At 56.0% G+C, this 23,749-nt stretch carries 24 protein-coding genes; 7 read left to right on the forward strand and 17 right to left on the reverse strand.

Features of this window, described 5'->3' with window-relative positions:
- Positions 1 to 4 precede the first annotated feature (4 nt).
- Together clpX and ACXJGX_RS02345 are read right to left on the reverse strand one after the other, a co-directional pair.
- A complete protein-coding gene (gene clpX / locus ACXJGX_RS02340) occupies positions 5 to 1,273 on the reverse strand; it encodes an ATP-dependent Clp protease ATP-binding subunit ClpX (RefSeq protein ID WP_474778526.1) in 1,269 nt (422 codons plus the stop codon).
- A 126-nt stretch (positions 1,274 to 1,399) separates the two neighbouring features.
- On the reverse strand, positions 1,400 to 2,020 hold the full coding sequence (locus ACXJGX_RS02345; protein ID WP_474778527.1) for an ATP-dependent Clp protease proteolytic subunit: 621 nt from the start codon (positions 2,018 to 2,020) through the stop codon (positions 1,400 to 1,402).
- Between the two features lie 132 nt (positions 2,021 to 2,152).
- On the opposite strand from ACXJGX_RS02345, the gene ACXJGX_RS02350 reads away from it, so the two are divergent.
- Both ACXJGX_RS02350 and ACXJGX_RS02355 read left to right on the forward strand, forming a co-directional pair.
- On the forward strand, positions 2,153 to 2,470 hold the full coding sequence (locus ACXJGX_RS02350) for an ArsR/SmtB family transcription factor (RefSeq protein WP_474778528.1): 318 nt from the start codon (positions 2,153 to 2,155) through the stop codon (positions 2,468 to 2,470).
- Positions 2,467 to 2,928, forward strand: a complete 462-nt coding sequence (locus ACXJGX_RS02355; RefSeq protein ID WP_474778529.1) for an SRPBCC domain-containing protein — start codon at positions 2,467 to 2,469, stop codon at positions 2,926 to 2,928. Before ACXJGX_RS02350 ends, ACXJGX_RS02355 begins: the two co-directional genes overlap by 4 nt.
- A 9-nt stretch (positions 2,929 to 2,937) precedes the next feature.
- On the opposite strand, the gene ACXJGX_RS02360 is transcribed toward ACXJGX_RS02355, so the two are convergent.
- From ACXJGX_RS02360 to ACXJGX_RS02370, 3 genes are all read right to left on the reverse strand, one after another.
- Complete coding sequence (locus tag ACXJGX_RS02360; protein ID WP_474778530.1) at positions 2,938 to 4,770, reverse strand: Hint domain-containing protein; 1,833 nt, start codon at positions 4,768 to 4,770, stop codon at positions 2,938 to 2,940.
- Positions 4,771 to 5,065: 295 nt separating this feature from the next.
- The gene (gene folE2 / locus ACXJGX_RS02365; protein WP_474779166.1) at positions 5,066 to 6,169 is read right to left on the reverse strand and encodes a GTP cyclohydrolase FolE2; all 1,104 of its coding nucleotides are present in this window, start codon (positions 6,167 to 6,169) and stop codon (positions 5,066 to 5,068) included.
- 169 nt (positions 6,170 to 6,338) lie between these two features.
- Entirely contained in the window at positions 6,339 to 7,517 is a 1,179-nt protein-coding gene (locus tag ACXJGX_RS02370; protein ID WP_474779168.1) for an aminotransferase class V-fold PLP-dependent enzyme, read from the reverse strand.
- 322 nt (positions 7,518 to 7,839) lie between these two features.
- Here ACXJGX_RS02370 and ACXJGX_RS02375 point away from each other — a divergent pair, with 322 nt between their 5' ends.
- Positions 7,840 to 8,169, forward strand: coding sequence for a PilZ domain-containing protein (locus ACXJGX_RS02375; RefSeq protein WP_474778531.1), 330 nt, complete (start codon positions 7,840 to 7,842; stop codon positions 8,167 to 8,169).
- Here the strand turns inward: ACXJGX_RS02375 and ACXJGX_RS02380 are convergent.
- The 5 genes from ACXJGX_RS02380 to ACXJGX_RS02400 form a co-directional block, all read right to left on the reverse strand.
- Positions 8,166 to 8,774, reverse strand: a complete 609-nt coding sequence (locus tag ACXJGX_RS02380) for an inner membrane-spanning protein YciB (RefSeq protein WP_474778532.1) — start codon at positions 8,772 to 8,774, stop codon at positions 8,166 to 8,168. The genes ACXJGX_RS02375 and ACXJGX_RS02380 overlap by 4 nt on opposite strands.
- A gap of 11 nt (positions 8,775 to 8,785) precedes the next feature.
- Complete coding sequence (locus ACXJGX_RS02385; protein WP_474778533.1) at positions 8,786 to 9,715, reverse strand: EamA family transporter; 930 nt, start codon at positions 9,713 to 9,715, stop codon at positions 8,786 to 8,788.
- Positions 9,694 to 10,530, reverse strand: coding sequence for a hypothetical protein (locus ACXJGX_RS02390; RefSeq protein WP_474778534.1), 837 nt, complete (start codon positions 10,528 to 10,530; stop codon positions 9,694 to 9,696). The genes ACXJGX_RS02385 and ACXJGX_RS02390 overlap by 22 nt, the downstream gene beginning before the upstream one ends.
- A gap of 2 nt (positions 10,531 to 10,532) precedes the next feature.
- Positions 10,533 to 11,543 (reverse strand): signal recognition particle-docking protein FtsY, encoded by a 1,011-nt coding sequence (ftsY, locus tag ACXJGX_RS02395; RefSeq protein ID WP_474778535.1) that lies wholly within the window; start codon positions 11,541 to 11,543, stop codon positions 10,533 to 10,535.
- A gap of 64 nt (positions 11,544 to 11,607) precedes the next feature.
- The gene (locus ACXJGX_RS02400; RefSeq protein WP_474778536.1) at positions 11,608 to 13,293 is read right to left on the reverse strand and encodes an NAD(P)H-dependent oxidoreductase subunit E; all 1,686 of its coding nucleotides are present in this window, start codon (positions 13,291 to 13,293) and stop codon (positions 11,608 to 11,610) included.
- A gap of 139 nt (positions 13,294 to 13,432) precedes the next feature.
- Here ACXJGX_RS02400 and ACXJGX_RS02405 point away from each other — a divergent pair, with 139 nt between their 5' ends.
- From ACXJGX_RS02405 to ACXJGX_RS02415, 3 genes are read left to right on the forward strand one after another with little or no spacing between them, the layout of a single operon-like run.
- Entirely contained in the window at positions 13,433 to 14,446 is a 1,014-nt protein-coding gene (locus tag ACXJGX_RS02405; protein ID WP_474778537.1) for an alkane 1-monooxygenase, read from the forward strand.
- Positions 14,439 to 14,828 (forward strand): hypothetical protein, encoded by a 390-nt coding sequence (locus ACXJGX_RS02410; RefSeq protein ID WP_474778538.1) that lies wholly within the window; start codon positions 14,439 to 14,441, stop codon positions 14,826 to 14,828. Before ACXJGX_RS02405 ends, ACXJGX_RS02410 begins: the two co-directional genes overlap by 8 nt.
- On the forward strand, positions 14,825 to 15,217 hold the full coding sequence (locus ACXJGX_RS02415; protein ID WP_474778539.1) for a hypothetical protein: 393 nt from the start codon (positions 14,825 to 14,827) through the stop codon (positions 15,215 to 15,217). Before ACXJGX_RS02410 ends, ACXJGX_RS02415 begins: the two co-directional genes overlap by 4 nt.
- Here ACXJGX_RS02415 and xseA read toward each other — a convergent pair.
- Complete coding sequence (gene xseA, locus ACXJGX_RS02420) at positions 15,212 to 16,627, reverse strand: exodeoxyribonuclease VII large subunit (RefSeq protein ID WP_474778540.1); 1,416 nt, start codon at positions 16,625 to 16,627, stop codon at positions 15,212 to 15,214. The genes ACXJGX_RS02415 and xseA overlap by 6 nt on opposite strands.
- Positions 16,627 to 17,217 (reverse strand): glycine-rich domain-containing protein, encoded by a 591-nt coding sequence (locus ACXJGX_RS02425; protein ID WP_474778541.1) that lies wholly within the window; start codon positions 17,215 to 17,217, stop codon positions 16,627 to 16,629. The genes xseA and ACXJGX_RS02425 overlap by 1 nt, the downstream gene beginning before the upstream one ends.
- 157 nt (positions 17,218 to 17,374) lie before the next feature.
- On the opposite strand from ACXJGX_RS02425, the gene purD reads away from it, so the two are divergent.
- On the forward strand, positions 17,375 to 18,637 hold the full coding sequence (gene purD / locus ACXJGX_RS02430) for a phosphoribosylamine--glycine ligase (RefSeq protein WP_474778542.1): 1,263 nt from the start codon (positions 17,375 to 17,377) through the stop codon (positions 18,635 to 18,637).
- Between the two features lie 89 nt (positions 18,638 to 18,726).
- Here purD and ACXJGX_RS02435 read toward each other — a convergent pair whose 3' ends face one another.
- The 5 genes from ACXJGX_RS02435 to ACXJGX_RS02455 all read right to left on the reverse strand — a co-directional run bounded on the left by ACXJGX_RS02435 (position 18,727) and on the right by ACXJGX_RS02455 (position 23,738).
- Positions 18,727 to 19,233, reverse strand: a complete 507-nt coding sequence (locus ACXJGX_RS02435; protein ID WP_474778543.1) for a CarD family transcriptional regulator — start codon at positions 19,231 to 19,233, stop codon at positions 18,727 to 18,729.
- 212 nt (positions 19,234 to 19,445) lie between these two features.
- Positions 19,446 to 19,781 (reverse strand): ferredoxin FdxA, encoded by a 336-nt coding sequence (gene fdxA, locus ACXJGX_RS02440; RefSeq protein WP_474778544.1) that lies wholly within the window; start codon positions 19,779 to 19,781, stop codon positions 19,446 to 19,448.
- Positions 19,782 to 19,830: 49 nt separating this feature from the next.
- Positions 19,831 to 20,220, reverse strand: coding sequence for an RNA-binding S4 domain-containing protein (locus tag ACXJGX_RS02445; protein ID WP_474778545.1), 390 nt, complete (start codon positions 20,218 to 20,220; stop codon positions 19,831 to 19,833).
- Positions 20,217 to 23,102, reverse strand: a complete 2,886-nt coding sequence (locus tag ACXJGX_RS02450; protein ID WP_474778546.1) for a helicase-related protein — start codon at positions 23,100 to 23,102, stop codon at positions 20,217 to 20,219. The genes ACXJGX_RS02445 and ACXJGX_RS02450 overlap by 4 nt, the downstream gene beginning before the upstream one ends.
- Before the next feature lie 24 nt (positions 23,103 to 23,126).
- Positions 23,127 to 23,738 carry a tetratricopeptide repeat protein gene (locus tag ACXJGX_RS02455; RefSeq protein WP_474778547.1) on the reverse strand — a complete coding sequence of 204 codons (612 nt, stop codon included), beginning with the start codon at positions 23,736 to 23,738 and terminating at the stop codon, positions 23,127 to 23,129.
- Between the last annotated feature and the right edge of the window lie 11 nt (positions 23,739 to 23,749).

Below are 23,749 nucleotides of genomic sequence, written 5' to 3' on the forward strand. Positions count from 1 at the left end.
AGGGTTAACCAGCCGACGCCGTTTCTTTTGCCTTGCGGCTTTCGTCGTGGATCATCAACGGCGCCACAGAGGATGTGACAGCCTCTTCGTTCACGACGACTTCGGTGACAGTGTCCATACCGGGCAGATCAAACATCGTATCCAACAGGATGCTTTCCATGATCGACCGCAGGCCACGTGCGCCGGTTTTACGTTCGATCGCACGTTTTGCAATCGCGGATAGCGCGTCTTCGGTAAACGTCAATTTGGTATCTTCGAGTTCGAACAGGCGCTGGTATTGTTTGACCAAAGCATTTTTCGGCTGGGTCAGAATAGTGATCAGCGCATCGGCATCCAAATCTGTCAGCGTTGCGATCACAGGTAGGCGGCCAACAAATTCCGGAATCAGACCAAATTTCAGCAAATCCTCTGGCTCTAGGTCCTGGAACACTTCGCCGACGCCGCGTTCTTCGACGTCACGTACTTCGGCACCAAAGCCCATGCCGGACCCTTTGCCACGCTGCGAGATGATTTTATCCAGACCAGCAAAGGCGCCGCCACAGATGAACAGAATGTTGGTTGTATCCACCTGCAGGAATTCCTGCTGCGGATGCTTGCGCCCGCCCTGTGGTGGCACCGAAGCAACGGTACCTTCCATAATCTTCAACAGTGCTTGCTGAACACCTTCGCCCGATACGTCACGGGTGATCGACGGGTTGTCCGACTTGCGTGTAATTTTATCGACTTCGTCGATATAGACGATACCGCGTTGCGCGCGTTCAACATTGTATTCTGACGCCTGCAACAGCTTTAGGATAATGTTTTCAACGTCTTCGCCCACATAACCGGCTTCGGTTAGCGTCGTCGCGTCGGCCATCGTAAAGGGTACGTCCAAAATGCGCGCCAGCGTTTGCGCCAGCAGCGTTTTACCGCAGCCGGTTGGCCCAATCAGCATGATGTTGGATTTCGCCAGCTCGATGTCAGATTTGTCTGAATTGTTCAGGCGCTTGTAATGGTTATGCACCGCCACAGACAACACGCGCTTTGCGTGAACCTGACCAATGACATAATCGTCCAAAACCTTACAGATGTCCGAAGGTGTTGGCACGCCGTCACCGGTTTTCAAACCGGCCGATTTCGTTTCCTCGCGGATGATGTCCATGCACAGTTCAACGCATTCATCACAAATGAAAACCGTTGGTCCGGCAATCAACTTGCGTACCTCATGCTGGCTTTTGCCACAGAAGCTACAGTAAAGTGTGTTTTTGCTGTCGTTTCCGGTCGTAGTCGCCATGTCAAACCCCTTGGCCTATTGGCCCGTCATCCAAATTTTAGGGCTGCCCCCGAAGCAACATTAGGGCAGCCCATCAAGGTCCACAATGTCAAAATGACCATACGATGGGTCATGACGACAAACTGCTTAACCGTCCATCTTATCGCGGTTCGCCACGATTTCGTCGATCAGGCCCCATTCTTTGGCTTCTTCTGGCGACATAAAGTTGTCACGCTCCAAACCTGACTCGACTTTTTTCAGGGAATTTCCGGTATGTTTCACGTAAATTTCATTCAGCCGCGTTTTCAGTTTTTGCGTTTCAGCCGCGTGAATCATGATGTCGGTGGCTTGGCCTTGGTAGCCACCAGATGGCTGGTGGACCATCACGCGACTGTTGGGCAACGAAAAGCGCATGCCGGCGTGACCAGCTGTCAACAACAGTGACCCCATTGATGCGGCCTGCCCGATGACAAGTGTGCTGACCTTTGGTCGGATGTACTGCATCGTGTCGTAGATCGACAAACCCGATGTCACAACGCCGCCGGGGCTGTTGATATACATGCTGATTTCTTTTTTCGGGTTTTCCGACTCCAGATGCAGCAACTGTGCCACCACAAGCTGGCTCATGCCATCATGGACGGGCCCGTTCACAAAAATGATCCGTTCTTTCAGCAAACGTGAAAAAATATCGTAGGCGCGTTCACCCCGGGCGGTCTGTTCAACAACCATAGGGACAAGGTTCATGTAGGTCTCGACGGGATCTTGCATATGTAGTGCCTCACTGTTGGACAGGGTCGTCCTAATTCAAAAGTCCTGACAGAGTCTTAGTGACAGCGGACAGGGGCTTCAAGGGTTGCGCGAAACGTTTGACGAATCGTAAGTCGTGACTTACGGTAAGTCATGACCTACCAAGATGCAATCAACGCCCTTTCAGACCCAACACGGCGCGCGATTATTGACCATTTGCGCAGCGGCGCGCTGTCGGTCAGCGCGATTGCAGCGCAAATGCCCATCAGCAGGCCAGCAGTCAGCCAACACCTGCGCGTGCTATCAGATGCAGGTCTGTTAACGGTTACCCCCGCCGGGAACCGCAGGCTCTATGCCATTGCTCCTGAGGGGGTGCAGCAGTTGCGCCAATATCTGGATTCGCTTTGGGACGATGCACTGGCGGCCTTTGCCCGCGCAGCCCAGGAAAAAGCCAAAGGACAAACAGAATGAACGACCCGATACATAAAACCATCACCGTGCCGTTGGCCCCCGCCGATGCGTTTGCGCTCTTTACGGATGAGATCGGAACTTGGTGGCCAGCCACAGCGCGATCCGGCCGCGAAAACCATCATGAAACGGCAAAAAACATTCGGTTCGGCGCCCACAAAGGCGACAAGATCGTCGAGACGACTGACCGCGGTGACACTGTGGTTTGGGGTGAAATTATTGCCTATGACCCGGGTCGGTTCATCGCCTTTACGTGGCACCGAGGCTTGACACCCGCAGATGCAACCGTGGTGAAAGTAAGCTTTCGGTCCTGCGACCAAGGCACGCAATGCGACCTCACCCATGGGGGGTTCGACATTCTTGGTCCGCTCGCCGATGCAGTCAGCACCAGTTACCTGCGCCGATGGGACATCGTATTGGGCAGTTACTTCGGCGCTGCACAGCACTTTGAAATGGCCTGAACGCAGGGGTCACAACCTGCTGTACATTGCCCGTTCATTTTTGATGTGCCGGGCAACCAGCTTGCGGGCCTGATGTCCCTTGGGCGCGGGCAGCGCGAGTGGTGGGTTCAAAAATGGCGCCCCTTGAAAGATCACTGCGATTTCTGCGGCAGCTTGCGGCGACATCGCCTTCATCGCCTCTGTCCCGGTGTAAAGCGTTTCCGCATATGCGCCCTCAGCTTCGATAATCTCGTGTTTATCACACAATAGATGGAAATAGATGACCTCTGGCAGATCGGCGGCGATAGAAACCCCCTTAAGACCGACCAAATTTTTAGCCGCCACAAACACCTCGGGCGCTTTGAGCATCAGCACTGCAATCTTGGAGCGCACGACGATCCGGTGTTGCGGCGACACCAACAGGTCACGCGAAGGCACGCCCGCGCCCAACGCGCCCGCGCTAATCCGGACCGGGCGCAGGTTGGGATATGCTGCAAGTTTTTGCGCGCTGACCTTGCGTGCGCCGATCCAGCGTATTGTCTGCAATCCATGGTCACGCGTCATAACCCTGTCGCCAACACTAAGCGATTCAATCGCGACCTCACTACCTTCGGATTTTATCCGCGTCCCTTGTGCGAAGCACACAATCAGGTTTTCAATTTCAGTGAAGTGAACGGTCTGACCATTGGCGTATGTCGCAGTACCACTGCGCGAATCCCCATCCGCATCCAAGGTCGTAGCCACCGTAAATGCGCCATGCCCCGTGAGATTGAGGGTATCATTGTCGACACCATCAGTGCCGCCATTGATCGTGATAGTTAGCGAGCCAGTGCTGCTGGTCTGGCCAAAGTCCAGCGTAAATCTGTCTGCATCGGCACCGCCAGTGGCAGTGTCCCCCAGACCCACTGTGATAATGTCGTTGCCAGTCCCGCCTGTGATCGTGTCATTGCCGTTGTCGCCATTAATGATGTCATTGCCGTTCCCACCGATGATGGTGTCGTTCCCCGCGCCGCCAAACAGCAGGTCGTCACCATCCCCACCATCAATGTTGTCGTTCCCGTCGCCGCCATAAATAGTATCCGTGAAAACGCCTGCACCGCCATAAAGCGTGTCATTACCGGCGCCACCATCGATAAAATCGGCACCGGTTCCGCCATCCACATTGTCATCGCCCAACCCTGAATAGACCGTGTCATTGCCTGCACCGGCACGGATGCGATCATCCTGCCACCCGGTTCCAGAGCTGGAAATACCATCACCGTTGTCGACGCGGTCGGTGCCATTCGCGATCGGTTCGATATAGCTGCCGTTGATCAGATCGTTGCCTGACGTTCCGTCAATATAGCCATCATCAAAGCCCGTCACGATGCGGTTGATATCAAGTCCAGAAAACGACGTGACGTTGTCGTGCACACTGATCAGGCGCACAGACACAATGGGTGACGCCTCGAAGGCCACGGTGTCAGGTGCCGGGTTTGCTGTCCGATCGGGGGCAAAAAACAACTGCCCCGTCGTGCTTTGGACAATAACGGCGGTTACGGTGGCAGTTGTGCCATTCGCATAGGTGATTGTCGCATCATAAATGATACTGGCATCATACGTGAACGTCTGGACGCCCGCGCCAATATTGGTCGTAAATTGGTCGTTGGACAGGCTGTTGTTCACTTCAAGCGCGCCAGCGGTGCCGCCCCTGTCGATCAGCGTTGCTGACGAGATATGATTGTAAAGCGGGTCGCCAGCGGTACCAAAGGTTTTTCCAATGAACGCGGTAGAGTTCGCATTCTCAACAACAGTATTGCCTTCGGTCGGATCAAGCTGGGTCGTGGATGTCCCCATATAGAACCACGTAAATGTGGTTGCCATTTAGCGAGGCCATTCACAAAACTTAACACTAACAGGGCCACTCACGTGGGTCGTACACGCGGGTTCGCAAACCCACACGCAGCGCAGTTCCATGATCTTCGTCCGTAAAAAATGTGAGGGGGCAGACAACGCTTGTTCGCAACCCCGCACTTCGCCCTGACAAAGCTGATTCGGTTCGCTGCTCGCGCATGGCCGAATATACGCGCAACACTGTCACCGCAAAAGCGATATTTTTGAACCAATAGGACAGGTGTGCGGGTGCGCTTTTGCGCCTCACGCACACCTTGTCTGGGCGTTAGCCAACATGAAACAGCGACGCAAACAACCGTGGATCAAGGCTCTCGGATGCGAACGTCTGCCCTTCTGTCAGCACGGATACAGCATCGTGGCTGTGCAGGCTTTCTTGGTGGCTGGCGATCACCCGAAAATCAGAAATCCGGTTATCCTCTTGCAACTGCTCGGTAAACAGCCGTGCGGCATCTTCGACAAAAATCGGATTTGCAGCATTCAGTTCGGCAAACGCCTGTTCATCTTCGCGTTTCACCATCACTTGCGTTTCAGTCGGCACAGCCGCCCGCGCCCGGTCAATCAAGTCTTCGAACCACAGCAGGTTACTTCCCTGCTCTAACAGCACCGCAATCCTTGCGACCGACCGTTGCGAATGCGGCGTTGCCAATTGGCCCCGGAACTGGCGCGCATGTTCCGACAATTCTAACGAACACGGACAGGTCGAGGAATAAACATAGTCGAGATGCACGATTTTTTTGCGCACGCCCGCGCTCTCTACCAGTTCCAGTGCGATGTCGTAATACTGATACCCAGTCAGGCCAGATCGCAGGCTTTGCACCTTCATCGGAAAGGAAAACCGCATCTGAATACGCGCGTCAAAGCTTTCAAGATCGGTTTTATACGCATCAAGCGCCCGCTCAATCACTTCGAAACTAAAGGTTTCTTCTGCGTGTTTATAAAAACTACGCATGATCCGGGACATGTTGATGCCTTTCTTTTCGGCATCGAGCGACACAGTGCCTGTCACGGATGTTTCCAGCGTCAGATCGCCATTGTCACGTGTGTGAAACCGGATCGGCAGTCGGAAATTCGAAATCCCGACGTGTTGAATCTGCTGTTTTGCCCCTTTGATCAGGCTGGACGGCCCGTTTTGCAGGTCGGGCATCGACGCCTTGTATGCCTCGTCCACCTCAAATTCCTCTGGGTACGCGCGGGCCAAAGCAGGATAGTTCGACACCTCTTGACCTGGGATCAGCCGCGACACCAGTGGATCAAGCAATGTGACTTCTTCGGGGGTTACTTCACCAGCCCAGCGCCGCAGGACAGCCAACGCCGCTTCGGCATCTTCACGGGTTGGTTCACGCCCCAGATCAGTCGTATGCATGTTCATATCAGTGCCCTCTTTGGCCAGGTGCATCCCCTTCACATGGGACTTGCCACCCGAGTTTCCAACAATATCATGATAAATACGCAGCAGGTCAGCTTTTAGATCAGTCATGTGTTGGATCTCCTTGCGGGAACGATAGCAGGCTCCCCGCGCAAAACGCGGGGAATTCTGCTCAGACCTTGTCCAAGGCCGTCATCAGGTCACCGATCAAATCTTCGGGATCTTCTAACCCAACCGAAAGTCGGATCAGGCCCATCGAAATTCCCAAGGTGTCCTTTTGCGCTTGCGGCAGTCGCTGATGCGTTGTTGTTGCCGGGTGGGTCACGATCGATTTTGCATCCGCAAAGTTGTTGGAAATCGTGAAAATCTCGAGCGCATTGATAAACCGGAAACAGGCGTCGCGGCCACCGGCCACCTCGAACGCCAACACAGTGCCCCCTGAAGGTGCCTGCGACAGGGCCAATTCACTTTGCGGGTGGCCCTGATGCGTCGGATAACGGACATGGGTCAGCTTTGGATGGCCATGCAGCGCCTCGGCGACCTGCAGGGCAGCAGCCGATTGTGCGCGAACGCGCAGGTCAATCGTTTCCAATGCCTTCAGGTGCGACCAAGCGGTAAACGGATTCATCGCGCCGCCGGTATGTTTCATATAGGTTTCAATGGGGCCACGGATCATTTCGCGCGATCCGCAAATTGCGCCGCCCAACAACCGCCCCTGACCATCGACATGTTTTGTTGTCGAAATCACGGCAATGTCTGCGCCCAGCGCCGACGCATAGGAAAACACCGGCGTCGCCATCGCATCGTCAACGACCACCACGGCCCCAACAGCATGCGCAGCGGCAACAACATGGGCCATGTCAACAACTTCGAGCGTCGGGTTTGAGATACTTTCGAAAAACACCAGCTTGGTGTCGGGACGGATCGCAGCATCCCATGCCGTGTTGTCCATGCCATCGACCAACGTGATCTCGACGCCAAAGCGGCCCAACACCTCTTCCAGCACATAAAGACACGACCCGAACAATGCCCGCGACGACACCACGTGATCGCCCGCCTTCAGCAGTGCGGTCAGCGCCCCCGTGACAGCCGCCATCCCTGATGTGCAGGCAAAGCAGTCTTCGTAGCCGACCAAACTGGCGATCCGGTCTTCGAACATCCGCACAGTCGGGTTGCCATAGCGGGCATAGATAAATTCATCATCCCCCAGCGCCACAAACCGTGCTTCGGCGTCTTCTGCCGTCTCATAAACAAAGCCTTGCGTCATAAAGATCGCTTCGCTGACCTCGCCGTACTGGCTCCGGCGTGTGCCGGCGTGAACGGCTTTTGTGCGTTTGCTCCAAGTCTTCATCGTCATATCCCCGCGCGTTTGCGCATTAAAAAAACCCCGACACCGGGAAAAGGTATCGAGGCGTAAAACCGCAACCCTTTTTAGCGGCATATTTTCTGATCTTTCGCATCGGCAAAATACCAAGTGGCCCGCAATCTGGAAACAAATCGCCACAAGGATTTCATAGGCGCGACGCGCCGCAACGTCAAGAACGGCCTGCCGATCCATATGGTTTCGCCGCGCATCAAAACCGGTCTGCAAAAAATTTTGTTCAAATACTGCGCGTAACCAATTCTTAGGCAACGCGCTGTAACCGTACCTCATTGAACATGTAGGTGATATTATGCAGCATCGGGCACATCGTTATCGGACCCAATATCCAATCGAACTCCGCACACCTCAAGGGAGCCAACAAGCCATCGTTGCCGACATTAGCAATAATGGGGCGCGGTTTGAACGCGTGCGGAATTTGCAACGTGGGGGGAAAATCTCGTTTTATGTGCTTGGCAGACTGGTCGAAGGCACCGTGCTTTGGGCCGTTGGCGCACAGGCGGGCGTCACATTTCGCCCGCAGATAAACGACGACATACTTGACACGTTGCGTTACCGCCGCGACGCACGCCAGGGTGCGCATCGCGGGACAGTGGGGTTCCGATTTACAGAAATGCGTTAGTCTTCGGTCGTCGGCTCTTCGATCAGGTATCGCTGCAACCCGACAATTTGCACCCATAAAAAGACAAAGAGCGCGACGGGGAACGCAAAGGTTTCAAGCTTGACCCAAAGATCCGTAGACTGGGTGCGCCATATGATTTCGTTCGCCACCCCAAGGGCGCCAAACATCATCGTCAAGCGACGGGTCAGGATCATCCAGCCTTCACGCTCCATCGGCAGGAATTCCTCCATCACCAACTGAAGATAGCTTTGCCCGCGCAACAAGCCGATCAATAGGATACTGGCGATAAACCCGTAAACGATGCTGGTTTTCATCTTAAAGAACCGTTCATCGTTGAAATACGCCGTCAGGCCACCAAAAAAGATTACCATGAAGGCCGTGAAGATCTGCATCCGGCTCAGTTTGCCAGTCAGCGCCCAAAGCACACCCATCGCGCCAAGCAAAATGGGAATAAAGATGATCGTGGCCACAATGAATCCGGAATAATCCACACCGGCAAAATTGTATGTCTGTTCCTTGATCCGCATATAAAGCAGGAAAAATGCAAAGGTCGGTCCTAACTCAAGGACCTGCTTGGTGATTGGATTGATTTTCTTCTCGGCCATTGCGGTCCCCTTTAACCACCCACTTCTACGATGACGGCGCCCAGCGCAACCATGGTCATCAAAATCAGCCGCCGTGGGCCGACCTTTTCGCCCAAGATGAACCAACCGATTAATGCCGCAAACACCGTAGATGTTTCGCGCAGCACCGCTGCTTCGCCAACTTTGTCCAGCCGCGTTGCCATCATCACACCGCCGAAACTGACCCATGCGATCAAAGCGCCCGCCAGACCACGCCAAACCAATGGACGCAGCACAATCGCGGTCGTCATGCGCCGATACCGCCACAGTGCAATCACCGGCATATCAAGCGAGGTCACAAAGAAAAACCACGCAAGAAACGTAAAAGGGTCGGCTGACTGCCTGATCCCATAGGCGTCATAGGTGGTGTAGACGGCCACCAGCACACCGCAAACCAACGCCCACAGCAGCCCGACCTTTAATGCGGCAAGGTCAATCACCTCTTCGGACAGGTTCCGCAGCGCCAAAAGTAAGATGCCGCCAGAGAGACACGCCACCCCGACCCATTGCACCGGGCTAAAGTGTTCGTGAAAAAAAACAGACGCTGCAAATACAGTCACCAGTGGTCCTGTACCGCGCACCACTGGGTAAACCACTGTATACGCAGCCTTTTGATAGGCCATCGCCATTGTTAGCTTGTATGCTAAGTGTATAACAATCGCGCCAGCAAGGATAAATACGGTCGTCACATTCGGCCATGGCACCAAGAAAAGCGCGACCGGCGCAGAAATAATCGCAAGCCACGCATCGATCGCCCCGCGCGACAACCACGGGTCATACCGCCCCTTTTGCAGCGCGCCAAAAACCGCATGGGCAATTGCCGACACCAGCGCAAGGATCGTTGCCAAACGCGCACCTTCAGGTGTCCCCGCGATCGACACTAACCATTCACCAAGCGTATTCAAAATGGACCCGCCGACCATGAGACCCCAACAGAAACACCCGACATCGCCAACCCGACGGCTTTCGCGACGTCGTCATCGCTGGGTTGTCGCGACAACGCGGTGAAAGGAATAATCGCCTGCAAAAAACCCACACCACGGTCTAACATGAGATCAACCGCAAGCTTGCCGAAAGCCGCGTCACCCGCAGATGCAAATGCGATTACCGCAGTGCGGCTATCTGTGCTGACTTGCCAACGGGGGACGTCACGCAATGCGTTATCAACTGTTTCTTGTGTGACTTGTGATAGATCAACGCCAAGTGTTTCCAGCAGCTTCGGGTTCACATTCATTGTCGCCTGAAGCTCTGCCAACCGCAGGCCGGCAAGACTGCTTTGCAGGTTTGCTACGGTCCCGAAATAGGCGCCTTGGATAACCGCCGTCGCGGCAATTCCGCTCTCATCGGCGGCCCGCATTTCCGCACGCTCAATCATCAACGCGCCACTTTCAGGCAATCGGCGTACCGCCGCGCTAATGTCGTAGCTTTGCCAGTTTGACACCTGCAAAGCCAGACCAACAGGTACACCAGTTCCATCAACAAACGCCTGTGCGCCGTCTAATCGGAACGCGATCTGGTCCACCGGAAGACCCAATCGATCTTGCCCGCCGTTGATCATGCACCACCCGTCGGGGTCAAGCTGGACCTGCAAACCATGCAGCGACTTGCGTAGCCCAGCATCAAGAACAACCGCATCCACCCCCGCCGCCAGGCTTTTCTGGCACATTTGGATGGTCATCGTATCATAGGCCAATGCGGGTGAGGCCATCAGGGCAACGGCACAAATCAGCCCTTTCACGTTCAAATCCCAACCAATGCGGCGGCGAACTCTTCCGGGTCAAATGGCGCCAGATCATCGATCTGCTCGCCCACGCCGATGGCATGGATCGGTAGGCCGAACTGGTCCGCCAGCGCCACCAACACACCGCCCTTTGCGGTCCCGTCCAGTTTGGTCATCACCAAACCCGAAACATCGGCCAACTGCTGAAAGACTTTGACTTGTTGAATCGCGTTTTGCCCGGTTGTTGCGTCTAAAACCAAAAGAGTGTTGTGCGGCGCGTCCGGGTCTTTCTTGCGGATCACCCGCACGATCTTGGCAAGCTCTTCCATCAGGTCAGACCGGTTCTGCAAACGCCCGGCCGTGTCGATCATCAACAGATCTGCGCCGTCGGCCTCGGCTTTTGTCATCGCGTCAAAGGCAAGGCTGGCCGGGTCTGACCCTTGTGGTGCCGTCATCACCGGCACCCCTGCGCGATCCCCCCAAACCTGCAATTGTTCCACCGCTGCGGCGCGAAATGTATCACCAGCGGCGATCACCACTTTTTTGCCCGCCGCCTGAAACTGGCTCGCCAGTTTGCCGATGGTCGTGGTTTTTCCGGCGCCATTTACACCGACCACCAATACAACCTGCGGCTTTTTCGCATAAAGCGGCATCGGACGTGCGACGGGTTCCATAATCCGGGTGATTTCGTCCGCCAATACCTGCTTGATCTCGGTAACGGACAGTTTTTTGCCCAATCGGCCTTCGGCCATGTTCGCCGTCACCCGCAATGCCGTATCAACGCCCATATCGGCACTGATCAACAATTCCTCAAGCTGCTCAAGCATTTCATCATCAAGCGCACGCCGCACGACCGCGGTTTGATCACCCGCAAACATACGACCCAAGATACCCGGCTTTGGCGCGGCCACTTCGGGTGTGGCGTCAACCACGGGCGCCGGTGCGGCATCAGTGACAATCGCATCGATCCCTGCGTCAATTTTTGACGATGACCCCGACAGTCGGTCTTTGAGCTTTTTGAAAAACGACATCCATACGCCTTTGTACTTGGTGCCTCATGACCTAATCGCTTGGGCTTTGATTGAAAAGGCCCTGCTAAATTTCGTCGCTAAAATGCTGTATGACCAGTTTGATCGGGTTGGGGGCTGCCTGCCCCAGCCCACAAATTGATGCGTCGGCCATCGCGGTACACAATTCCGACAGCAGCGGCTGATCCCAGCGGTCCGCCTGCATCAGTTTCACTGCTTTTTCACATCCCACACGGCACGGGGTGCATTGACCACAACTTTCGTCCTCAAAGAACCGCAGCATATTCAGCGCCGCACCCCGCGCACTGTCGTGGTCTGACAGAACAACAACAGCCGCTGATCCAATAAAGGTGTCATGCGGCTGCAGCGTGTCAAAATCCAGAGGCACATCATGCATGCTGGCAGGCAACAGACCCGATGATGGTCCACCCGGCTGATATGCCTTGAACACGTGCCCGTCTGCCATGCCGCCAGCCGCTGCAATCACATCAGTGATCGTCGATCCAGCCGACAGGAGATAAACGCCGGGGTACGTGACCCGCCCAGAGACGGAATAGGATCGCAATCCGACACGCCCGTTCAGTTCGTTGCGCGACAAAACTTCTGGCCCCTCGCGACAGACCCGCGCCACCCAAAGCAAGGTTTCAACATTATGCACCAATGTCGGTCGATCAAAAATCCCGACCTGCGCCACAAAAGGGGGCCGGTGACGCGGAATGCCGCGTTTGCCCTCGATGCTTTCGATCATCGCGCTTTCTTCGCCGCAGATATACGCGCCCGCGCCGCGCCGCAAATCTATATATCCCGGCGCAACGATGCCTGACGCCTCAAGCGCCGCGATTTCAAGGCGCAGAATTTCCAAGACAGCGGGATATTCGTCCCGCATATAGATGAAACATTTTTCAGCATCGACAGCCCAAGCGGCGATCAACATACCTTCCAGCATCAAATGCGGGGTGCGTTCGAGATAAAACCGGTCCTTAAAGGTGCCCGGTTCCCCCTCATCACCATTCACAGCCAAATAGCGCGGACCGGGGTTGTCGCGCACAAAGCCCCATTTTTTTCCCGCAGGAAAGCCTGCGCCGCCCAAACCGCGCAATCCCGACGCCAGCAAGGTGTCTTGCACCGCCTCCCAGTCGCCATTTTCGCGCAAACCCGCCAAGACACTGTAACCGCCATCGGCGACATAGGCCGCATAGGTTTGGTAGTCCGGCACATGCACGTGCGTATCATCAGCGGCGATCGCAGCCTGCACCTTTTCAACGGTCGCATGATCGATATGGTTGTGACCGATTTCCAGCGCGGGCGCAGTATCACAACGCCCCATGCAGGGCGCACGCAATACGCGGACCTGCGCAGGGTCAAGACCGTCTTGCAGTGCGGTTTTCAACTGCTGCGCCCCGGCCAATTCGCACGACAGGCTGTCACACACACGGATCGTCAAAGCAGGCGGAGGGGTTTCATTTTCTTTCACAACGTCGAAATGCGCATAAAATGTCGCGACTTCGTAGACTTCGGCCTGCGACACCCGCATTTCCTCTGCCAAGGCGCGCAGGTGTGCCGCAGACAGGTGGCCATAGGTATCTTGGATCAAGTGCAGAAATTCGATCAATAGGTCACGTTTGCGGGGGCGATCCCCCAATAAATCTTGCACCTGCGCCCAAGCGACATCGTCCAGCTGTCGGCCTTTGGGGGTGTGGCGCCCCTTGCCTTTGCCAGATTTCCAGACACCGCTGTTATCGTCCGCAGTCATCGCGTTTCTCCCCTCGTGTTAAGGTCAACATAGTGCTCCGATGGCGCGCAGACCATGCAAAAGCGACCGGACAGGCACGGAATACGTTGTCTCGAATTTTGCCGTGACCTGCGCCCCCGGCCCATGCTACCGATCACCCATGACACCACAAATACGCTTGTTTTCCGTTATTACCCTGACCCCCGTTGTGCTTATCGGCGGGGCCGCGGTTTGGGGCGGGCTTTGGGTGCTTGCGGCGGCCATCTATTTGACTGTGCTTGCCGGTATTCTTGATCGTCTGGTGCATAAAATCACCCCGGCAACAGAATTTCCCGCAGGCGACGGGTTGTCTGTCACGCTTGCGCTCGCGCATTTCGCGCTATTGCCGACAGTGGTTTTTGCGCTGGCAGCGAATGAACTGCATGCGCTTGAAAAACTGGGGCTATTTTTTGCCGCCGGGCTGTTTTTCGGTCAGGTCAGCAACGCAAACGCCCATGAACTGATCCACAGCAGCACCCGTGGGCGACACCGACTGGGCATGTGGATCTACATCAGTCTGCTTTTTGGGCACCATACGTCAGCGCACGTGTTGATCCATCATAAGGCGGTGGCAACACCAGCAGACCCGAACACGTCGCGCTGGGGCGAAAATTTTTATCGCTTTGCGGCGCGCGCATGGGCCGGGTCTTTTCAACTGGGTTACCAAGCCGAGGCAGCCCGTCTGAAAGCGAACGGCCGGTCAGCTTGGCGAAACCCCTACGTGATTTACATCGCAGGCGCGCTGATTGCGATGGGGATCGCGCTGTCGATCAGTCCCAAGGCATTGGTGTTTTATGTGTTGCTTGCGGGTCACGCGCAGATGCAACTCTTGATGTCGGATTATGTGCAGCATTACGGGCTGATGCGCGCCACAGCCCCAAGCGGTAAATCCGTCCCCGTCGGGCCTGCGCATAGTTGGAACAGCCCGCACTGGTTCAGTTCGGCACTGATGCTGAACGCGACACGCCATTCCGACCACCACGCGCACCCCGCACGCCCCTATCCCGCGCTTACCTTGCCGCCTGACGTACCGACGCTACCGAAACCGCTGCCCATGATGGCGGCAATCGCCTTGGTCCCGCCAATTTGGCGCAAAATCATGGACCCCGCTGTCAAAAGGTGGCGCAATGTTTAAACATGTTTTTGCCCTTGCGCATATGGCCACCAGCGCCATGGCCCAAGACGCCATGAGCGGGCAAGAATTCGCGGCCTATGCGACGGGGCATACGCTGGGCTATCGTATCCCGCCACATGGCGTCTACGGCACCGAACGGTATCTGCCCGATCAGCGCGTGATCTGGACAACGTTATCAGGGCGCTGCATCAGGGGGACGTGGTTTGAAAGCAAAGACCAAATCTGCTTTCGCTACGACGATGACCCCGCATACAAATGCTGGACGTTCTTTGAAGCAGGTGACGATCTGACCGGATATTATATGCGCGATCCATCCCGCGAATTTCTGATTACCCCTCTGGCCGACGACGCCCTTTTTAGCTGTTCTGATCTCAACTCATGAAAACATTCGTCACATTTCTGATGTTTACCGCAAGCCATCCCGCCACCGCCGAAGGGCGCATGGACGCCGCGACCTTTGATGCCTACGTCACAGGGCGCACCGTCACCTGGGGTGTCGGCGCTGGCTTTGTGCATGGCATAGAGCGGTACATGGACGGACGGCGCGTCATGTGGTCGTCCGAGACGGGAATTTGCCAATACGGTATCTGGTTCGAAAGCAAAGGGGATATTTGTTTTCGCTATGATGGCGACCCTGCCCGCAAATGCTGGGCAATTTCGCACACCCCTGACGGGCTGCGTGCGATCTATACCTCGCAACCCTCAGCTACAGAAATTCACGAGATGACCGACCGCGACGACACGTTGATTTGTCGCGATCTATCGTCATGACGTGCGTGCGCTAACCGCCACGCGACCGTCAGCGAACTGAATCTCGAGGTTGCCCGTGGCCTGCGCCTGCGTGGTGACCAATTGCCCATCACGACGCACCACAGCATACCCGCGCTTCAACGTCTCTTGGTAGCCCAATGTCTCGAACAGCCGATCAAGTGCTTCCAGCCGGGCAATGCGTTCTGCCTGTTGCCGTGACACACGATCAGACAGACGGGTCAGCACGGTATCCAACCGCTCGGATTGGCGCGCGATGCGGGCCGCCAGCAAGCTGGGCGACAACCTTTCCGACAGCGTGTGAAACCTGCGCCGTTCCTCGGCTATACGGCGGGTCATCATTCCCGGGCGCAGTGCGGCCTCTGACACTTGCAGGCGCTTCTTTGACGCAGCCGCGCGCAGCGCAACGGGCAAGCGGTCCGCAAAATAATCAAGCCGCTGCGATGGACCTGATAGTAAACTGTCCTTGTTGGGCAAGGCCCGCCCCAAATCGCTGACGCGCTGGCGCCGATGCTGCACGCCTTGCGACAAGGCACGCGTGAGGCGCATGTTTTGTTGATCAACCCAGCCCAGCAATTCAAGCCGCACGGGCACCGCCAATTCGGCCGCAGCGGTCGGCGTCGGCGCGCGGCGATCAGACACAAAATCAATCAGCGTCGTGTCGGTTTCATGGCCCACCGCAGAAATCAGCGGAATGTCCGATGCAGCCGCAGCACGCACAACGATTTCCTCGTTGAACCCCCACAGATCTTCGAGCGAGCCCCCCCCACGCGCAACAATCAACAAATCCGGGCGTGGCAATGCCCCACCCGGTGTCAGGCGGTTAAATCCATCAATCGCTGCCGCGACATCAGCCGCACACTTTTGACCCTGTACGACCACAGGCCAAACAAGCACCTTGCGCGGAAACCGGTCCCGCAGACGGTGCAAAATATCACGAATGACGGCCCCGGTGGGCGACGTAATGACACCAATAATTTCCGGTAAATACGGCAGAGGCTGTTTGCGCGCGACATCAAATAGCCCCTCGGCAGCCAATGCTGCCTTGCGTTTTTCCAGCATGGCCATCAACGCACCAGCCCCTGCGGGCACGATGTCTTCGATGATCATCTGATATTTCGACTGGCCGGGAAATGTCGTGAGCTTGCCTGTGGCAATCACTTCCATACCCTCTTCGGGGCGATGTGTCAGCGCCTGCGCACGACCCTTCCAGATGACAGCAGACAACACAGACCGGTCGTCCTTGAGGTCAAGGTACAGGTGCCCCGAACCGGGCCGCGACACGCGGCCCACCTCACCGCGTACACGCACGTTTGCAAACCCGCCCTCAAGCGCCTTTTTAACTGCCCCTGAAATTTCAGAAACCGAAAATTCGGGGGTATTATCGACGGGTGCATCGTCAAACAGGTCCATCAGTTGTCCTTCACCTTAAGATTGTGCAACGGCAACGATGTGTACTTCCATTGCAAAAATGTGCTTACGATCAGAACCAACATCCCGAAAATTCCAAACAACATCGATGAAAATGCCGCCGCGAACACAAACGCCAAAAACCCCACGCCCCACATCAGTGTTTGCGATAGGTTGACCATCGTCACCTCTGGCTCGGGCCAATATTGGACATCCGCGCGGCCAAACTCTTGGGCGTAGTATTCTAGCGTCAACCCATAGGACGGGTCATCTTGGACTGGCAGCAGATCACCCGGGTGGTGAATTGTCCGCCCGATGATGCGGGGGCAAAAATCATCAAAATACGCGGCGTGGTCGGCAATATGCGCCCGCCACACCTGATCGACAATCGGCGAAGGTGTCAGGTGTTCGCCAGTGCTGCCGATCAAATACATGAAACGGCGGTATTCTTCGACCATCGTATAACACGTATCAACCTCGTGGCCGGTTTCTTCTTGAAGCCGGTCGATCAGCGACCGTGTTAAGGGGCGCTCGTGAAAGCTGTACCCTTCCAACCGATGCCAGAGCCGACGATCACGCTTTTCGTATTTCATCAAAGTCCCAGTGCGTTTCAGTCTAAAAATTAGCCCAAGCTGCGGTGAAAGACCACGCGAAAATCGCAGCCCGCTGGGAAATAGCCCGGTTGCGCACTTGTGATCGGGACTTGGCATCCGTAAAAACCTGCCAAACCGTCAAACCAGTGGGGCAACAATGAATATTCTGATTTTGGGTAGCGGCGGGCGCGAGCACAGCCTTGCGTGGGCGATCAAACAAAACCCAAAATGCGACCGCCTGATTGTTGCGCCCGGCAACGCCGGAATCAGCGCCATCGCGGAATGTGCCGATATCAATATCCTAGACGGGGATGCGGTGGCGACCTTTGCCGAAGAAAACGCGATCAGCTTTGTGATCATCGGGCCAGAGGCACCTTTGGCGGTTGGTGTGGCCGACAGGTTGCGCGCAGCCGGGCTGTTGGTTTTCGGCCCCAGCAAAGACGCGGCCCTGCTCGAAGCATCCAAATCTTTTACCAAAACAATCTGCGACGCCGCCAACGCCCCCACCGCAGGCTATGCACATTTCAATAATGCCGACGCAGCCCGCGATTACATCCGTGCGCAAGGCGCGCCGATTGTCGTCAAGGCTGACGGTCTGGCGGCAGGCAAGGGCGTCACTGTTGCAATGACTGTTGCCGAAGCCTTAGCGGCGGTTGATGACATGTTCGACGGCAGCTTTGGCGCAGCCGGCGCAGAGGTTGTGATCGAAGAATTTATGGATGGCGAAGAAGCGTCTTTCTTTGTGCTATGCGATGGCAAGACAATCTTGCCCGTTGGCACAGCCCAAGACCACAAACGCGCCTTTGATGGTGATACAGGCCCCAATACCGGTGGTATGGGGGCGTATTCCCCTGCCCCGGTGATGACCGCCGAAGTCACCCAAAAAGCCCTTGCCGAAATTGTACAGCCGACCATTGATGAAATGGCGAAGCGCGGTACGCCCTTTCAAGGCGTGCTGTTCGTTGGCCTGATGATCAAAGACGGGCAACCCCGTCTGGTTGAATACAACGTGCGGTTTGGCGACCCTGAATGTCAGTGTTTGATGATCCGGTTGGGTGGCCAAATTCTTGACCTTCTGCAGGCCTGCGCCGAAGAACGGCTGCATGAAATCCAAGCGAACTGGGCAGATGACCATGCACTGACCATCGTGATGGCGGCAAACGGTTACCCCGGCGACTACGCCAAAGGCACCCCGATCAAGGGCCTCGATGATCAACCTGAGGACAGCTTTCACATGGTGTTTCATGCGGGGACCGCCCAAAAAGATGGGCATATCGTCGCCAATGGCGGTCGTGTGCTGAATATCACCGCGCGCGGCGCGACCTTGGCCGAGGCACATCAAAAAGCCTACGCTATGGCCAAAAACGTCGATTGGCCGCAAGGGTTTTACCGGTCCGACATCGGTTGGCGCGCGCTATAGGGTTCTATACATCCTGCAAACCCCGACAGACAAAAAAGCCGCGCTCATACGACGCGCGGCTTTTAAGTTTTTACGAATAGTTCGCGATATTAGGCCGCGCGGCCGACCAAGACAGAGGTGATCTGTTCACCTGCAACCGACTCTTCGCTGCCTGCGACGGCTGCGAATTCACGGGTCAGACGCTCTAGCGCGGCTTCATACAACTGACGTTCTGAATAGCTTTGTTCGCGCTGATCATCTTGGCGGTGCAGATCGCGGACAACCTCGGCAATCGCGATCAGGTCGCCAGAGTTGATCTTTTGCTCATACTCTTGCGCACGGCGCGACCACATAGCCTTTTTGACCTTCGCTTTGCCACGCAATGTTTTCATCGCTTGCGACACCACGTCAGGTGTGGCCAACGCGCGCATGCCGACTTCGGCGGCTTTGTGGGTCGGGACGCGCAGCGTCATTTTGTCTTTCGCAAAGGAAATGACAAAAAGCTCCAGCTCGAAGCCAGCGACTTCTTGTGTCTCAACCGAAATAATTTTACCAACACCATGCGCCGGATACACAACAAACTGTTCCGGGCTAAATTCGCTTTTTTTCTTCGACATAATCGTCCTTTCATGGCGACCCGCCAGACGTCACGCGACAGAAATTCCGGCGGAAACACGTGTTACCGTCGGTCATGTCGCTTGTCTGTTCGGATCAACTTGTTCGCAGCATTGTGCTGACTATATCATAAAAACAGCGCCCAGAAAAGCGCCGCATTGCAGCATCAGAATCCTGAACAAACTCAGGACTTTGCGCCAAATTACAGCCCGAATCAGCCGCCTTCGCCGGGGGCCTCGGACAGCATCGCCATTTTACCCTCTTTGCCGTCCATCTCGGTCGCTGTCGGCAGCGGATCGCGCTTCGTGACGATAACAGGCCACATTTCAGAGTACTTGCGGTTGAATTCGACCCACTTTTCCATGTCCGGTTCCGTATCCGGCCGGATCGCATCCGCTGGGCATTCTGGTTCACAAACACCACAGTCGATGCATTCATCCGGGTGAATGACCAATGTATTTTCACCCTCGTAGAAGCAATCCACAGGGCAGACTTCGACGCAATCGGTGTATTTACAGGCGATGCAATTTTCGGTGACAACATAGGTCATAGGCGCGTTCCACTTTATATCAATGGCCTAGCTAGGACAGAGTGCGCGATCATTCAAGATCGAATGAACCATCACCTGTACGATGCGTCATCATATCCCGACGTTCTTTCTTTGTTGGGCGCCCTTTCCTGTCCCCACCCGGATTATAGGGACGACGTTCCACAGGTGGGGACATGTCCTCGTACAATGTTTGGGCTTCGGGCGCGGGGCCGCGCCGTTCCCCGCATGCAAGGATTCGCACGACTTTGGTCGCGTCAGCTTGGGAAAACGTCAGAACATCGCCGGCACCAACCGCACGCGCAGGTTTGCTCACGGGTGTGCCCCCGATGCGAACCTTTCCGGCAGACACCACCCCGGCTGCGATGCTGCGCGATTTGAAAAACCGCGCATGCCACAGCCATTTATCTAGGCGGATCGTCTGCCGGGGGGCGTCGGTCAACCCTTTTTGAACCCGGCCAATGCGGCTGCGAACGGGTTATCGGGATCGATCGCTTTTTCACGTTTCGGCTTGGCTGCAAACGTTTGCGGCTTGGTGTTACCAGCTTGGGGTTTGCCTTTCCCCTTTGGCTTACCTTTGACACGAGGACGGTCGTTTTGCGGCCGCTCTGTTTGAGGACGCGCCGGACGTACGGCGCGACCACCCCACGTAAAGGTGTAGAATGTCTCGCGTTCGATACTGTCCACTTGCGCATCTGCCGCGACACCGATTGCCTGCTCATCACCGGCCGTGTCAGGCACACCGCCCGCAACATCAGTGTCAATTGGGTCGACCGCGATCGGTGCGATGCCTTCGTCGGCAATGCTTGCAACGTCACCGCCCAAATCTGCAGCAAGCGTTTCAGCGGGGTCCGTCACAACCGCACCGGCCTTTGGCGCGGCGCGGTCCATTACAGGCGTGCTGTCGTCGATATCAGTTGCTGTTTCAGGGATCACTTTGGTCAATGGTTTGACCTTTTCGCGTTCGCCTTTTTCAGCCTTATAGCCCAATCCGGCCATCAGGTCCGCGAATTGGTCAAGCGTCATACCGGTGATCGACAGCATATCCGGGTTTGCTTCAAACCCGCCGCGACTGTCTTTGTCACGCAGCATATCCGCCAGACGTTCCAGCATATCGATGCGGATCGCCCGTTCGCCGGCCGCGCGGTAGCCCGACATGGCGTAATAACCCGGCACCGCATCTTTCGCGGCGGGCAACGTCACCAGACCGGGTGGCGGGCTTTCGGGGAATTCCTGCAGACCTTTGGTCAACGACCATAACACCAGACGCAACCGCGTCGGGGCAGGTTTCAACAGCAAGGGCTGGAAAATCGTGAATTGGCCGAAACGGACGCCGTGCTTGCGCAACGCCCCACGGGCATCTTGGTCCAATGCCTTGACCTCGTCGGCGATTTCACCGCGCGGAATAATCCCAAAGCCTTCGGCCATCCGAAAAGCAAAGCCTTTTGCAGCCCCTGTCAGTGTGTCGTCGTTTTTCAGGGCCAGCAGGCCTTCGAAACCGGCGGCAATCTTGCGGTCGATAAAGTGCTGCAAACGGCGCTGTACCTTGGCCGCAACATCTTCGCCTGCTTCATCATCCACAAACGCAACGACGCTGGGCTTATAGGGGTCCGCACCCGCAACCAGTTTCCCAACCGCTTGGTCACCCCACATCAGGCCACCTTGTTCGGTGAAATCAATCTCGGGATCGGGGGCATTATAGAATCGATCCGCCAGCAGATGGAACTGCGGCACCAGCGCCTGAACAGAGGCCTGACGCAATGTCTTGGCCTCGTCTGGGCTGCCCGCCTTATCCATGCGAAAGCGGAAACCTTCCAACCGCCCGACGAATTCGCCTTCTACGGTTACTTCACCCTTGTCGTTTACGTCAGCCAAGAGGCTCTCCTTCTGTTTGAGCCGGCGAAGCAAAATGCTTGTCCGCCGGTCCACAAATCTTTGCGTTAGCGCGCCATGCAGCGCGTCTGATAGTCGGTCTTCTACAGCGCGGGTTTCCTCGCGCCAATGAGATTCGTCACGCAACCATCCGTTGCGCTGCGCAACATAAGTCCATGTGCGTATGTAAGCCAGACGTTTTGACAATGTGTCAATATCACCATCTGTCCGGTCGATCCGCCGCACCTGCAACGCAAACCAATTGGACGACACATGCCCCTGCTGATGCAAGTCGTTATAAATCTGTGTGAGCAACCCGGCGTGTTCTCCTGCGGAGATCCCACGAAAATCCGGCACGCGGCACACATCCCACAGCAGTTTGACCGAAGGCCCGTCGGTCGCGCGCGCCGCAACTTCGACGTCCGCGCTCAGCGCTTTTAGCGCCTTCAGGTCGTCGCTTTCGCGCACGCGCGTCAACCATTTGTCGTCGGTACGATCTTCAAGGGTCGCAATCAGCCGCTTTACCGATCCAAACTGTAACCGACTGTTGCGCCAATGTAATTTCGTGACTGGCTTAAACTGGTGTTCGGTAATCGCGGCGGCAACATCATCGTCCAGCGGGGGGGCTTCGCCCGTCACCCCAAAGCTGCCATTCTCAAGGTGGCGCCCTGCCCGACCTGCAATTTGCGCCAGTTCTTGCGGCTCCAGATGCCGCATCCGATGGCCATCAAACTTGATCAGTGATGAAAACGCGACATGCGAAATATCCAGATTAAGCCCCATGCCGATCGCATCTGTTGCGACCAGATAATCGACATCGCCGTTTTGGTACATTTCGACCTGCGCATTGCGCGTACGTGGCGAAAGTGCGCCCATCACCACGGCGGCACCGCCTTTCGTGCGACGTAAAAGTTCAGCGATAGCGTAGACATTTTCAACCGAAAACCCGACGATCGCTGCACGCGCAGGCATCCGGCTAATCTTTTTTGACCCGGTGTAGGTCAACTGTGACATGCGATCACGGTACATAAATTGCGCTTGTGGCACCAAGGCTGCAATTGCACTGCGCATCGTGTCTGCGCCCAAAAACAGGGTTTCATGCAGGCCGCGTGCATTCAGCAACCGATCTGTAAACACATGGCCGCGCTCTGGGTCGGCGCACAGTTGAATTTCGTCAATCGCAAGAAAATCGCAGCCCATCCCTTCGGGCATCGCTTCGACGGTACAAACCCAATAGGCCGCACGCGGGGGCACGATCCGTTCTTCGCCCGTGATTAATGCAACAACAGCGGGGCCCCGTTCGGCGACGATTCTGTCGTAGACTTCGCGCGCCAGCAGGCGCAGCGGCAGCCCGATGACGCCCGTCCGATAAGACAGCATGCGCTGAATGGCATAGTGCGTCTTGCCAGTGTTCGTCGGCCCAAGAACAGCCGTAATGCGCGCGTTGCTCATCTAATATTTCCGATGTGACCCACGCTAAAGCGCGAGACCCTCAAGTTGCAACTGCAAGCGTTTCACCGCGTCTTGCGTCGCGATGGATTGCGGACTGATTTCAAGAATCATTTCGTAAAGCGCTAGCGCATCACTGGGACGTTCCAATTGCTCCATCATCGCGGCCAGCACGGTCATCGCTTCAAAGTGGCGCGGGTTAATCTGTAATACGCGCTGTATATCGGCCAGCGCAGGACCAACCTGATCAAGGAAATAGTACGATGTCGCGCGTCCAAAATATCCTTCGGAAAATCCGGGCGCGTGGTCAACAAGCGCGCTGAAATGGTCGACAGCAAGGTCTGGCTGGCCGGATTCCATCGCGTCTTTTCCACGGCGCAACAACAAATCCATCGCTGGCGATCCGCTTTTTTCCCATTCGGCGATGATCTGCTGTTCAACACGCAAATAAGTATCTTCGTCCGCCGCCAGCAGGTCTTGATAAAGGTCATCCAACGGCGTCTCTTGCGCCAGTGCGGGTAAGGAAAACCCCACTGCCAGAAAAAGTGCCGTGACGATACGTTTGAAGCGATGTGTCTGCATGTTCATATTGGTAATGTAACGCAGTTCGCGGCCAACACCAGAGGCTGGTCGCCACATCAACCAAGAAG

This window comes from Yoonia sp. SWMV100, from assembly GCF_056108365.1.